Source organism: Paenibacillus marchantiae (assembly GCF_028771845.1).
Classification (GTDB): domain Bacteria; phylum Bacillota; class Bacilli; order Paenibacillales; family Paenibacillaceae; genus Paenibacillus; species Paenibacillus marchantiae.
The window spans coordinates 5,444,211-5,457,913 of record NZ_CP118270.1 but is presented as its reverse complement, the minus strand read 5'-3'; the positions used below and the strand labels follow the sequence as shown (position 1 = coordinate 5,457,913).

The window sequence follows — 13,703 nt, the reverse complement described above, 5'->3', positions numbered from 1 at the left end:
CTTTTTTTATATGAAATGATGTTATTAAAAGAGGGAATATTCGGAGTTCTATGTAGATTTAAGCAAAGAAATGCATTGTAAAAAAATAACATAAATATTAAAATGAATTCACATGACAGGCCATTTGATTTTGTTTGTAAGGTGAAGGGGGAGATTTTATGAGTGCAGAACCGAGCGGAGTAGCGAGTTTATATCTCTTTTTCTCAGGATTATTTGGAATTGGTTTTGCCATTGGAGGTCTTGTCGCATTAATTTGGTTAATTATTGTTCTCATCAATACCAATACATACCTCAAACTCTTAATCCATGATAGAAAGAATCGGAAAAATATGACGTTGGCCAGAGAAGAAGGGAAAACATATACAGATCCAGAAAAGTAGAAGGGAAACGTGGAAAAGGGTAGAATTTGTCCCTCTTTTGCAATTCTGACAAGCGGTGTATAATGGATAAGTCTTCTAGTTGCAAGCGAAGCTCAGGCATAGGTGCAAAATAGCAGGCAAGGGGTTTTTGTGGATTATATGAATCCGTTCATGATATAATAGCACGAAAGCTACTCAGCGATATTGAATATTACTTATAACACGAATTCAAATGAACCAATGGGGGTACGGCTAATGAACAAGTCCATCAACATCCAAGATACGTTCTTGAACCAACTGCGGAAAGAAAACATTCCAGCTACGGTCTATCTGACCAATGGCTTTCAAATCCGCGGAACGATCAAGGCATTTGACAATTTTACGATCGTCATTGACAGCGACGGACGCCAGCAAATGGTCTACAAGCACGCCATCTCCACGTTCACGCCGCAACGCAGCGTATCGCTGATGCAGCAAGATAATAGCGGCGAAGCTTAAAAAATTACGAAACCTTTTTATCAACCATTTCGTCTACATGTATAGGAATCGAAACAGAGCAACCTGAATAAGGGTTGTTCTTTTCATTCCGGGCAAAATAAGCTCAATAGGAGCTTGAGCCAGTAGACGAATAGAAATTATGCAACTGAAAGGGAGTCAGGAGGTAACATGCCAAACGATCCGTTGTCGAGGTCTAACAATCGCAACAGTAATAACAAGTCAACCAAAAAAGCGAAGCCAAAGACCTCTAAAAAGAAAAAAATTACGGGTAAACGCGTTGGATGGACACTGTTTTTCACCATGGCAATCGCCATATTTTGTGCACTGGGTGGATATTTATTTATTATGGTGAGTGGGGAAAATCTGCTCAAAGCCAACAAGGACAAAACAACAATCAATGAAACTTCAAAAGTATATGATCGTAACGGACAGTTAATGGGCGAGTTGTCCATTCAAAAGCTGGAGCCGGTCAATGAAGAAGATATTCCGGATCTAGTAAAGGAAGCTTTTGTTGCTACGGAGGACAAACGATTCTACGAGCATCAGGGCGTGGATATCTGGTCCATCGGACGTGCAGCGGTTAAAGACGTCATGGCCCGCTCCATGGTGGAGGGTGGCAGTACGCTGACTCAGCAGCTTGCGAAAAATATGTTCTTGTCCCGTGACAAGACCTTCTTCCGTAAAGCGACAGAGGTTTCCATTGCAATGGCATTGGAGCGCAAGTACTCAAAAGACGAAATTCTGACGATGTATCTGAACCGGATTTTCTTCGGTCATCAGCGTTATGGAATTAAGGCTGCGTCTGAATTTTATTTTGGAGTGTCTGACCTTAATGAGTTGAAGATCTGGCAAATTGCCACATTGGCAGCGATGCCTAAAGGGCCTTCTGCCTATAACCCGCTGAGCAATCCCAACGATTCCAAGGCACGACGTGCTGTGGTATTGCAGCTGATGTATGAGCAAGGTTACATCACCAAGGCGGAAATGGATGAAGCCAAAGAAGTAGATTATGACTATACACCGCCTGAGAAAGATCAAAAGTACCAAGCCTTTATCGACTATGTTCTTCGTGAAGCGGAAAAAGTGACTGGTAAAACGGAGGATGATCTGAATATCGGCGGGTACAAAATTTACACGACTATGGATGCTCAGGCTCAAACAGCCATGGAAAGTGCTTTCTCGGATGACAGTTTGTTTGAGTCAAGTAAAGACGATCAGCCAGTTCAAGGTTCCATGGTAATTATGAACCATGAAAATGGCAGTCTCGTCGCCTTGATGGGCGGACGGGATTATCAAACAAAAGGCTACAGCCGGGTAACACAGAGCCGCAGACAGCCTGGATCGGCATTTAAACCGATTGTGACTTATGCACCGGCTCTTGAATCAGGTAATTACAATGCAAACTCAGCTCTTAGTAATGAAAAGCAATGCTTCGGAAATTACTGCCCGGGTAACTTGCATGGTTATTCTTCAACCATTAGTATGACGGATGCCATTACAAAATCGGAGAATATCCCGGCAGTATGGCTCCTAAACAAAATTGGTGTGAATACAGGTGTTCAGTTTGCAAAAAGCGTAGGTATCCAACTTACGGATGAAGACAAAAACCTGGCGATTGCGCTGGGTGGTCTTAGCAAAGGTACGAATACGCTGGAAATGGCGCAAGCCTATAGTGCATTCGCCAATCTGGGTGAGTACCAGCAGGCGTATTCCATTAAGGAAATTAAGGATAGCGCGGGAAAAACGACCTATAAACACGATAAATCGGAAACGACACGTGTTATGAGTGAGCAAAATGCTTATTCCTTGACTAAGATGCTGCAAAATGTCGTGAATGACGGTACAGGTCGTTCAGCACGTCTGGATCGACCAGTTGCCGGTAAGACGGGAACCGTTCAAAGTGGTATCTCCGGCAACAGTGCCAACCGTGATGTTTGGTTCGTCGGATACACGCCAGAATGGACTGCTGCAGTATGGATGGGTTACGACAATCCTGATGCAACCCATATGCTCAAAAATAGCAGTAAGCTATCAGCGGCGTTCTTTGCCAAAGTTATGGGGGATGCGTTGAAAGGAGTTCCTGTGAAGGACTTCGAAGCTCCAGCAGGAGCCCAGACACCTCCACCGGAGAAAGAACCAGAGAAACCAACACTTTCAGTGAGTGGTTTGAATGGTGCGTATGATTCATCTACGCAAACTGTATCATTGAATTGGACTGCAACGGGAGATTCCTCGACACAGTATCGGATTTACAGAAAAGAGACATCTGAGGGACAGTTCACCCATCTATTAGATGCGGTTGGTTCGACCAGTGCGCAGGATCTAGGTGCACTCCCGGGTCTCACCTACGAATACTATGTGACAGCTGTTGATTCAGCTACGGGACTGGAGACTGATCCGTCCAATATCATATCGCTGATGATTGAAGCGGAGGAATTGGAACCGGAACAGCCAGATACGGGCACGGAGCCAGGGACGGAACCGGGCACAGAACAGCCTGGAACAGAAAATCCAGACAACGGTTCGCCGGGGAATGGAAGTTCTGAGGGTAACAATGGCAACGGAAATGAAAATGGCAACACTGGTAACGGCAATAATGGAAACAACGGAAACAACGGCGGGACAGGTCAAGGGAACGGACAGACCGGAGAAGGAAACACACCGCCTGGACAGGGAACAACAGAACCTGGAGGTACGGGTGAGGGTTCCAATGATGGATCTGTGACGACACCGGGCGAAGTGGTCACGCCACCAGATAGTGGAAACAACGGCAACAATGGAGAAACGAATGCACCGACAGATTCTCAAACTGGAACTGGCGGTTAACAAGAATAAGGCGCATTAAATCATTACAACCTAAAACCTGCTCCCTCATATTGGGGAAGCAGGTTTTTTGGTTTGTATAACCATTGGAGTGGAACCATAACTCTCTAATAGATGGGGCAAAGCTTGATTTTGAGTGTATAACTTAAATATGGTAAGCTGTAACTATTCGTAATACGTTGTGCAAAGCGGATTCAGGCACTTGTGGAATCGGTAATGCGGACGTTATTCGCTGTTCACCAATATCAGCAGGTCACGGACCTGTGGTCGGCAAAGAGGGGTTCGTATGAAACGGAAATTCGGGGACCGCGCGAACTGGCGCCGGATTACGAACCGACAATTTACATGCCGGTTCGTTCAATCCAAAATTTTTACGGGTTACATTACGTTGTATACGATACAAGATTTGAAAGAGCCTTTGTGGAAAACCTATGGAGGAAGCACCTTCTGCATTGCGGATAAAGGTTATTCCTGGTTGCAGTATTATCCGAAAGGCGAGCACTTTGTTGTTACGGCCATGTTTGACGATCAGGAGCGAATTGTTGAATGGTACATTGATACATGCCGCAGCCAGGGCATAACCGATCAAGGTGTTCCGTGGTTTGATGATCTGTATCTGGATGTCGTTGTCCTGAAGGATGGAGAAATATTTTTGCTGGACGAAGATGAACTTGAAGATGCTCTTTCACGTAAGCACATTACGACGGGGGATTATGATCTGGCGAACCGGACAGCCAAGGAATTGTTGCATGCCATTGATGCTCATGTGTTTCCGTATTTCCAACTGTCCTTGAAGCATAGACAAACCTTGTTTGAGAATGGGGAGTTCAGAAAAAATATTCAGATTTAAGTCATGGAAAAGTCGCAGAATTCTTCGCCATCCTTCTAATATTAGAGCACCTGATAGAATACATTAATAATCAGGAGAGTTCAGCCCGATAAAATAGAGGTGATGGCGAATGAACGGACGGGTCATGGCTGCAGGAGGGCAACCGGGAGGCAGACCATCCAGACAAATTAATGTTGTTTTGCGTAACCAGGAACCTCAGATGCTGGTCAAAGAAGAAGAGACGGCAATACAAGCGGCAAAAGGTTTAGCCAAACATGCGCATTTTCAGGAGATTCAAGGTGAATTGGAGCAGCTGGTTGGACTCGAAAATATCAAGGATTTAGTATTTGAAATCTATGCTTTCTTACAGATTGCCCAAATGCGTACCGAAGCTGGACTGATAAGTGGGGCGCACGTGTATCATATGATTTTCAAAGGCAATCCGGGAACCGGAAAAACAACGGTAGCACGAATCGTTGCGAAGCTGTTTCAGAAGATGGGTGTATTGAGTAAGGGTCATTTGATTGAAGTGGAACGTGCAGACTTGGTCGGGGAATACATCGGGCATACGGCACAAAAAACGAGGGATTTGGTCAAAAAGGCATTGGGTGGAATCTTATTTATTGATGAGGCGTACAGTCTGGCTCGCGGGGGCGAGAAGGATTTTGGGAAGGAAGCTATCGACACACTTGTGAAGTCAATGGAAGATAATAAGAATCAATTTATCCTCATCTTGGCGGGATACTCGGAAGAGATTGATTTTTTTCTGCAGACGAATCCCGGATTACCTTCCCGTTTTCCGATCCAGGTTGAATTTCCGGACTATAGCATTGATCAATTGATTCAAATCTCCGAGATTATGGCTAAGGAACGTGACTATATTCTCATGCCACAGACCATACTCAAACTAAAGCAGCATCTGCTTCAGGAAAAAAATGAATCTCTTCATGCGTTCAGCAATGCCCGATATGTCCGAAATGCCATTGAACGATCGATTCGCCATCAGGCAGTTCGACTATTGGAACAGTATACCCAGGGAAATCCGGGAAAACTAGAGCTGATGACCATCCGCACAGAGGATTTGAAGTTTGAGCAAAAGTAAGCGATAATATAATTTTTAACGCAGCCGGCCGGGTTAACCGGTTCGGCTTAAAGCATGCCATGGAACCATGGTGGCACAGAATATATGCGGAAACGTAATAGAAGGAGTGAATATACACGATGACAAATGGAACACATGATACAGATATGGTGAAGAAGGATCGCGCCGTGTTGGTGAGTCTGGTTACCGATGAGGTCAAACGTTCGGGTATTAACCCGGAGTACTCCCTTGAGGAGTTGGTAAAACTGGCCGAGACGGCAGGCGTGGAAGTGCTGAGTGTATTGTCACAGAACCTGAAAACCCGGGACACCAAATGGTTCATTGGTAAGGGGAAAGTGGAAGAACTTCGTGCAGTGGCTGAGGAAATGGGAGCAACAACAGCTATTTTTGACCAGGAGCTGTCCGGTGCTCAAGTTCGTAACCTGGAAGAAGCGTTGGATCTCAAAATTATTGACCGCACCCAGCTGATTTTGGATATCTTTGCGCAGCGCGCCAACACAAGAGAAGGTATTATCCAGGTTGAGTTGGCTCAGTTGAGCTATTTGTTACCACGTTTGTCGGGTCACGGAAAGAATTTGTCCAGACTTGGTGGCGGAATTGGAACGCGGGGTCCAGGTGAAAGTAAACTGGAGACGGATCGTCGACATATTCGTGGCCGCATAGATGACTTGAAGCGTCATTTGGAAGAAGTGACACGTCATCGCAAGCTGCACCGGGAACGTCGCAAGAAGACGGGGATCGTTCAGGTAGCCCTTGTAGGTTATACGAATGCGGGTAAATCCACCTTGCTTAAACAATTAACGGCCGCAGATGTGTATATTCAAGACCAGCTGTTTGCCACACTGGATCCAACCTCACGGACGATGGAACTGCCAAGTGGTAAAGAAATCGTACTCACAGATACGGTTGGGTTTATACAAAACCTTCCTCATGATCTGATTGCGGCTTTCCGGGCAACGCTGGAGGAAGTGAATGAAGCGGACCTTATATTACATGTGGTCGATGCATCATCTGCAATGCGTGAAGACCAGATGAGAACTGTACACACGATTTTGCAGCAACTGGGTTCAGGGGACAAGCCTCAATTGGTATTGTATAACAAAAAGGATGCTTGTACACCGGAGCAGCTTGAGATGCTTCCTTTGGATAAAGAACATATCAAAGTGAGCGCTCTAGATGCAGATGACTTGCTGAAAATTCGTGAGCTTATCCAGGCTGAATTGACTGGCGCTACCAAACGGTTCCGTATTCCGGCTGAGCGTGGCGATCTTACATCTGTACTTTACAAAATAGGCGATGTTGTTGAGACCACATTTGAAGATAATGATGTAATTTATGAAGTGGAACTGCAAAAAGGCGAATATGAGAAATTCGGTTATTTACTTGAAGATTTCATACAACTGTAACATCGATGACATATTTGTATGATAAGTTGACACGATAATTGATGTTTGACGTCAGATTCGTGCTATGAAGGGGAATGAAGCAAGATGGCAAGCTTTGATTCAGAGATTATTGAACTTCAACGACAGGTTGAACGTCAGATTGAGGGGCAATTGCAACAGATTGACCGGATCACCGATCATAACCAATGGAAAGTAATCAATGCTTTTCAGCGTAGAAAAGTCAGTGATTTTCACTTTGCGGGTTCAACGGGGTACGCTTATAACGATCGCGGGCGTGAGGTGCTTGATGAAGTGTATGCCGATGTGTTTGGTGCAGAGGCGGCACTGGTGCGTCCCCATTTTGCATCAGGTACACATACTATTGCTACAGCTTTGTTCGGTGTACTTCGTCCAGGTGACGAGTTGTTGTACATTACGGGTAAGCCCTATGACACATTGCATAAAGTCATTGGCAAGCCTGGTGATGGAACAGGATCATTACGGGATTTCGGAATTGGCTATCAAGAGACGGCTCTGTTAGAAGATGGCGGAGTAGATTGGGCGGCGGTAGAGAAAAGTATCAATGCAGCGACAAAAGTCATTGGTATTCAACGCTCCAGAGGATATGATTGGAGATCTTCCTTCTGTATTGAAGAAATCGCTGATATGGTTACACGTGTAAAGGCGATCAAGGAAGATGTCATCATATTTGTGGATAACTGTTATGGTGAATTCACGGAGGAACGTGAACCAACTGAAATCGGGGTAGACCTGATGGCAGGTTCACTGATTAAAAATCCCGGTGGAGGTCTAGCGGAAACCGGTGGATACATATGCGGGAAGGAAAAGTACGTGCAATTGGCTGCCTATCGTTTGACTGCTCCTGGAATTGGCGGTGAGGTTGGCGCGATGTTGGGAACAACTCGTGGCATCTACCAAGGACTTTACATGGCTCCGACAATTGTAGGACAGGCCGTTAAAGGGAGCACATTCGCTGCGGCGATGTTTGCTGCATCCGGATTTGTAACCAAACCGGCATGGAACGAGATGCGTACAGATCTGATTCAGGCTGTTCAATTCAGTTCGGCCGAGCATTTAATTGCCTTTGTACAAGGGATACAGCGGGCTGCTGCAGTAGATAGCCATGTAGTTCCTGAACCTTGGGACATGCCGGGTTACGAGCACCCTGTCATCATGGCGGCAGGTACGTTTATACAGGGTGGGAGCCTTGAATTGTCGGCAGATGCGCCTATCCGTGAGCCTTTTATTGGCTATATGCAGGGCGGTTTAACGTACTCTCATGTTAAATATGGCGTTTTGATGTCATTACAGACCATGAAAGAACGCAAATTATTGTGAGTTTATCTAACACATCATTGACACTTAGTAATAACTAAATGTACAATAGAGTGAAGAATAGATGACTGGAAGGTTGATGAATGATGGGTGACGAAATTCGCAGAAATATGGCCTTATTCCCGATAGGTATTGTAATGAAACTTACGGATCTGTCCGCGCGTCAGATTCGTTATTATGAGCAGCACAGTTTGATTGTTCCTGCGAGAACGTCAGGTAATCAGCGTTTGTTCTCTTTCAATGACGTAGAACGATTGCTGGAAATCAAGGCTCTGATTGAAAAAGGAGTTAACATTGCAGGCATTAAACAAGTGATGAATCCTGTATCTAAAGAGTCAGAAGAAGCGACTGTTATTACAGCCGATACGGAAGTGAAACGTAGAGAACTATCGGACTCCCAACTACACCGTCTGCTTAAACAACAACTGGTGTCAGGTAAGAGACCTGGACAAGTATCTCTCATCCAGGGAGAGCTTTCCCGTTTCTTTAATAAAAAATAAGTTCGTATAACCTCGTAAGTCAGGGGAAATCCTGCTTTTGGGTAGGAGGACTCCTTGACCCATGCAATATTCTAATGTACAAATATAACAGGCAAGCCAAATACGCAGAGAAGAAAGGGAGAGGGTATCGTGAGTTTTACTAAAGAAGACATACTACGTATCTCAAAAGAAGAAAATGTACGATTCATTCGTTTGCAATTTACCGATTTGCTTGGAGCAATCAAAAACGTTGAGATCCCTGTGAGCCAGCTTACTAAGGCTCTGGACAATAAAATGATGTTTGATGGATCTTCCATTGAAGGTTATGTGCGTATTGAAGAGTCCGACATGTACCTCTATCCGGATCTCGATTCTTGGCTGATTTTCCCTTGGGTAGCCGAGAACCGTGTTGCTCGACTGATTTGCGACGTATATCTTCCGGATGGTAATCCGTTTCCAGGAGATCCGCGTGGCATCTTGAAACGAAACCTGAAAGAAGCCGAAGAAATGGGATTCACTTCCTTCAACGTCGGTCCTGAACCAGAGTTCTTCTTGTTCAAAACAGACGAAAAAGGAAACCCGACTAACGAACTGAATGACCAAGGTGGATATTTCGACCTAGCGCCTACGGATCTTGGTGAAAACTGTCGTCGTGACATCGTTATCACACTTGAAGAAATGGGCTTTGAGATCGAAGCTTCCCACCATGAGGTAGCTCCAGGTCAGCATGAGATCGACTTTAAATATGCTGATGCTCTAAAAGCAGCAGACCAGATCCAAACGTTCAAACTCGTTGTTAAAACGATTGCACGTCAGCATGGTCTACATGCTACCTTTATGCCGAAACCGCTGTTTGGTATGAACGGTTCCGGTATGCACTGTAACCAATCCTTGTTCCAAGGCAAAGTGAACGCATTCGTAGACGAGTCGGACGAGCTGGGTCTGAGCAAAACTGCACGTCACTTCATGGCTGGAACTTTGAAGCATGCGCGTGCGTTTGCTGCAATTACGAACCCAACTGTGAACTCATACAAACGTCTTGTACCAGGTTACGAAGCACCTTGTTATGTAGCTTGGTCTGCTAGTAACCGTAGTCCAATGATCCGTATTCCAGCTTCCCGTGGTCTGAGCACACGTGTTGAAGTACGTAACCCGGATCCGGCTGCGAACCCTTACCTTGCCTTGGCTGTTTTGCTGAAAGCAGGTTTGGATGGAATCAAACGTGAGCTGTCCTTGCCAGCTCCGATTGACCGTAACATCTACATCATGTCAGAAGAAGAGCGCGTGGAAGAAGGCATTCCAAGCTTGCCGGCTGACCTGAAAGAAGCATTGAACGAATTGATCCGCAGCGAAGTCATCTGTGATGCTCTCGGCGACCACGCCCTGGCTCACTTCTATGAGCTGAAAGAAATTGAGTGGGATATGTATCGTACACAAGTCCACCAATGGGAACGCGATCAATATATCACGTTGTACTAATTGAATAAACCTTATACCTTTGGGGTTTTTTGAGGATTTAAATGGGGGACGTTTGAATGGGGATTATACTTCTATTGAGGAGTGTCCCCCAAACGTCCCCCATTTTGATTTTTCGAACCAAGAATGTTGGCGATATACTGTTCATACTTCTCAATATTGCGTTGCTCTAACTTTTTGGAGATGTGAGCATATATATCAGAGGTGATTTGCACACTTCCATGACCAAGCCGTTCTCGAACAAATCTTGCCGAACTACAGACAACGGAAAAGGACAAACTGGTTGATGCGCTCAACGAGGTTTTTACACATGTCGATGAGGGGAAAGAGCTTGTCAAAACCGCCGTCATCGTCAAAAGGGGAACGGTAGCAGGGACTTCCCCGCATTCATTCCAGCATCTCGCAGATGGCATTGAAACCATCGAAACGTCTACGGTGATTAACGGCTAACAGAAGGTATCGCGGACATACGCGGAGAGTATCGCGGCTAATGACCCGGTGTATATGTCGAAAACGTTTGAGCTAGATGTAACTATATCGGAGCGACCGATGAATGCTGTATATAAACTGTCTTGGAGTCCTGGTGGTCAATATCTTGCTTGTCCTTTCCAAACAGCTCCCTATCTCTCTATATATAAACGTGTAGGTAAGTCCTTAATCAAGTTGCCCGATCCAGATGTTAAGCCAAATGGGAGTGCAAATAGCGCAACTTTCAGTCCAGACGGAAATTATCTGGTGGTTGCTCATACCGCGTCGCCATTCGTTACTATCTACAAGAGATCGGGTGACGTTTTTACCAAATTAGCCAATCCTGCGACATTACCGACGTCCTCAGGTCGGTCGTTAGCTTTCAGCACAGATGGAACGTACTTGGCAGTCACTCATTTCTCATCACCTTATCTTTCTATCTATAAGCGAACAGCTGATACATTTACCAAATTAGCTAATCCCACCACTTTGCCATCATACATAGGTAATTCAGTTGCCTTTAGCAGAGACGGAAATATTTTAGCTCTAGGGAGCAGCAGCACTGCTCCGAATAATTTGATTTTGTATAGTCGAAATGGTGATGTATTTACTAAAGCTGACTTGACCTACACAGTACCGAGTACAACAGTTTATAGTGTAGAGTTTATAAACGTCGATGACACCGTTTATTTGGCTGCAGGTATTGCTAATGCTCCTTACGTTATTCTGTATCGACTTGTAAACAAGGAACTCGTGAAACAATCTGATATTATAGGCTTGCCCGGGACTGGCAACGGCTTGTCTGCTACTGGTAACGGAGAGTTATTAGCTGTAGGCACCCGGGAGTGCTGTACCTAACCGTGTATAGCGGTAACTACGACTACGTCAGGAAAAGTACAAATGCAGTTGCTGGCTTGGCAAAATATATGACTGGCGTAGGATATGCGCTGGAAAGCGGGAACCGAGGAGAATCAAAAGAGATTATGACGATATGGAGGTAACGATTTTATGACGAAATTTTATTTTCAGCTTGATGGAGACATTATCCGTGACGTAATCACCTATCAACATGAGGGATATACAGAAGCAGAGCTTGAGAATACATTTTTGCCCGTAGGTATTAACGCAGGCTATTACCGTTTAAAGGATGGCGTGCCGGTTCTGGATCAGGCGCTCAAGGAAGAAGCGGACCATGCCAGTCGTCCGGCAGATTACGTTGAGTTGGAACGTAGACTTGCGGCATAGGAAGCACTAAACAAGCAACTGGCCGAGGAAAGCAATGCGAACCAACTGGCACTTATGGAGCTGCACATGCTTGTGCTGAGTGTGGTGTCGCCTGATGAAGGTTAGGCTTGCAAGTCTACTGATCCGCTGGGCTGTAGCACTCATGAGGGGAGGTGAGATAATGTTAGTTGTATACGTGATGATGATCCATAAAGGCTTGATTAAGCTGGAGAAAGTACCAGCAGACAGCCGTGATCAAGTGGCAGCGGCTTTGCAGGCTGAAGACATGGACCAAAACGGCAATATCGTGTAACAGGCGTTCCGAAATCGGAGCGCTATTTTTATGCCCTTTTTCAGACCATTTAACAACCTATGAACTAAATCGTATAGACCTAATAACAACAAAATGGAGGAATTAATCATGCCAATTGAAACAAATCGTTTAAAACTGCCCCTGCCTTTGGGGAATGAAAGTGTAAGCCGTGTAGGAATCAATGCGATCTTTGAGAAGATCGATGAGGGTGTTGCAACGCGGGAAGATGTAGAAGAGCTTCGCCAATTAGTCAACCAGATGGATATTCCAGACGCGTCCTTAACTCAGAAAGGGCAGGTCCAGTTATCGAGCAAAACAGACGGCGATAGGGAAGAGGTTGCTGCTACTGAGAAAGCGGTAGGACTGGCTTTTCAATCTGGAGTTGAGCGGAAAGCGGAAGTGGTTGCCGCTCTCAACTCCATAGGAGTAACGGCATCCACATCCGAAACATGGGCGCAGCTCATACCCAAGATTAAAACAGTAATCCGAGCAACAGGGAACGCTACTGGGGCACAAGTGCTGTCAGGAGCAACATTTAGTAACACTTCAGCAAATGGATTGACTGGAACAATGGCGAACCGAGGTGCAGGAGGAACTGTGACGCCCGGTACTGCTAATCAAGCGAAAGCAGCCGGGTACTACAGTAGCGCCATCACGGTAATGGGTGACGCCGATCTGGTCGCCGAGAATATCCTCAAAGGTATTAATATATTTGGTGTCGCTGGAACGCTGGTTCCTGGTCTACTTCAACAGTTCGCTTCTAGTATCGGTGTAAACGGTACAACCAATGGCGCATCTGTCAAAAACATGGTAGCCGATATACCCACAAATAAAGTAACCATCTTTTCATCCAGCACAGGTATGGTCTTAGAAGCAATGACAGGTAACTCATCCCTATCATCGGACAATACAACGTTCAGTGGTCTTACCATAGCGGATGCCGCTAACAGCGCGGTTTCCGTAGGTCAAGCGTATTCGTCAGGTTCTGGTCAGTCCGTTCTGACTTATATTTTGACCTTAGTGATTGAACCAGCGAACCGCCGTTATCGGTATTCCTATTACACCCAAACCGATAGAACCATTCGAAACAGCGGGTGGACTAACATGCAAGCGGGTCAGGACATGAACACGTTAAAACTGATACACACTGCAGTGGTTTCAGGCACAAACTCATACCTAAGTCGCTCCCTGATCAACTTCCCGGACACCTACATGACTCAAGTATAAAGGAGGACACAGCATTGATTTTAATCAAGCACGTGCCAGCAAAGGACCAGGCAATGGTGCTGATCATCACAAATTCACCGACCCAGGAAACCCCTGGTGAAAATGAACTCCTAACAAACAGTTAAGTCCCTATTGCTGACGAAATTAGATGAGTGGCAGCTCAT

The 13,703-nt window shown here is 45.4% G+C and carries 13 protein-coding genes; all 13 read left to right on the top strand.

The window, feature by feature from the left end; all coding sequences use genetic code 11:
* Window positions 1-158: 158 nt before the first annotated feature.
* The 13 genes from PTQ21_RS24495 to PTQ21_RS24435 all read left to right on the top strand — a co-directional run bounded on the left by PTQ21_RS24495 (window position 159) and on the right by PTQ21_RS24435 (window position 13,539).
* The gene (locus PTQ21_RS24495; protein WP_064637103.1) at window positions 159-380 is read left to right on the top strand and encodes a hypothetical protein; all 222 of its coding nucleotides are present in this window, start codon (window positions 159-161) and stop codon (window positions 378-380) included.
* A gap of 234 nt (window positions 381-614) precedes the next feature.
* Window positions 615-857, top strand: a complete 243-nt coding sequence (hfq, locus tag PTQ21_RS24490) for an RNA chaperone Hfq (RefSeq protein WP_017687918.1) — start codon at window positions 615-617, stop codon at window positions 855-857.
* A gap of 168 nt (window positions 858-1,025) precedes the next feature.
* Window positions 1,026-3,683, top strand: coding sequence for a penicillin-binding protein 1A (locus PTQ21_RS24485; RefSeq protein WP_090807236.1), 2,658 nt, complete (start codon window positions 1,026-1,028; stop codon window positions 3,681-3,683).
* 283 nt (window positions 3,684-3,966) lie between these two features.
* Complete coding sequence (locus tag PTQ21_RS24480) at window positions 3,967-4,530, top strand: ribonuclease FAU-1 family protein (RefSeq protein ID WP_076289087.1); 564 nt, start codon at window positions 3,967-3,969, stop codon at window positions 4,528-4,530.
* Window positions 4,531-4,639: 109 nt separating this feature from the next.
* Window positions 4,640-5,611 carry an AAA family ATPase gene (locus tag PTQ21_RS24475; RefSeq protein ID WP_024630469.1) on the top strand — a complete coding sequence of 324 codons (972 nt, stop codon included), beginning with the start codon at window positions 4,640-4,642 and terminating at the stop codon, window positions 5,609-5,611.
* Between the two features lie 119 nt (window positions 5,612-5,730).
* Entirely contained in the window at window positions 5,731-7,017 is a 1,287-nt protein-coding gene (hflX, locus tag PTQ21_RS24470; RefSeq protein ID WP_024630468.1) for a GTPase HflX, read from the top strand.
* Window positions 7,018-7,101: 84 nt separating this feature from the next.
* Window positions 7,102-8,355 carry a methionine gamma-lyase family protein gene (locus tag PTQ21_RS24465; protein ID WP_090951241.1) on the top strand — a complete coding sequence of 418 codons (1,254 nt, stop codon included), beginning with the start codon at window positions 7,102-7,104 and terminating at the stop codon, window positions 8,353-8,355.
* Between the two features lie 83 nt (window positions 8,356-8,438).
* The gene (locus PTQ21_RS24460; RefSeq protein WP_063563200.1) at window positions 8,439-8,852 is read left to right on the top strand and encodes a MerR family transcriptional regulator; all 414 of its coding nucleotides are present in this window, start codon (window positions 8,439-8,441) and stop codon (window positions 8,850-8,852) included.
* A gap of 129 nt (window positions 8,853-8,981) precedes the next feature.
* The gene (glnA, locus tag PTQ21_RS24455; protein WP_063562869.1) at window positions 8,982-10,310 is read left to right on the top strand and encodes a type I glutamate--ammonia ligase; all 1,329 of its coding nucleotides are present in this window, start codon (window positions 8,982-8,984) and stop codon (window positions 10,308-10,310) included.
* Between the two features lie 546 nt (window positions 10,311-10,856).
* A complete protein-coding gene (locus PTQ21_RS24450) occupies window positions 10,857-11,633 on the top strand; it encodes a WD40 repeat domain-containing protein (RefSeq protein WP_274567452.1) in 777 nt (258 codons plus the stop codon).
* A 150-nt stretch (window positions 11,634-11,783) separates the two neighbouring features.
* Complete coding sequence (locus PTQ21_RS24445; RefSeq protein WP_274567451.1) at window positions 11,784-12,020, top strand: hypothetical protein; 237 nt, start codon at window positions 11,784-11,786, stop codon at window positions 12,018-12,020.
* A 160-nt stretch (window positions 12,021-12,180) separates the two neighbouring features.
* On the top strand, window positions 12,181-12,312 hold the full coding sequence (locus tag PTQ21_RS24440; protein WP_274567450.1) for a hypothetical protein: 132 nt from the start codon (window positions 12,181-12,183) through the stop codon (window positions 12,310-12,312).
* A 108-nt stretch (window positions 12,313-12,420) separates the two neighbouring features.
* Entirely contained in the window at window positions 12,421-13,539 is a 1,119-nt protein-coding gene (locus PTQ21_RS24435) for a phage tail protein (RefSeq protein WP_274567449.1), read from the top strand.
* Window positions 13,540-13,703: the final 164 nt, after the last annotated feature.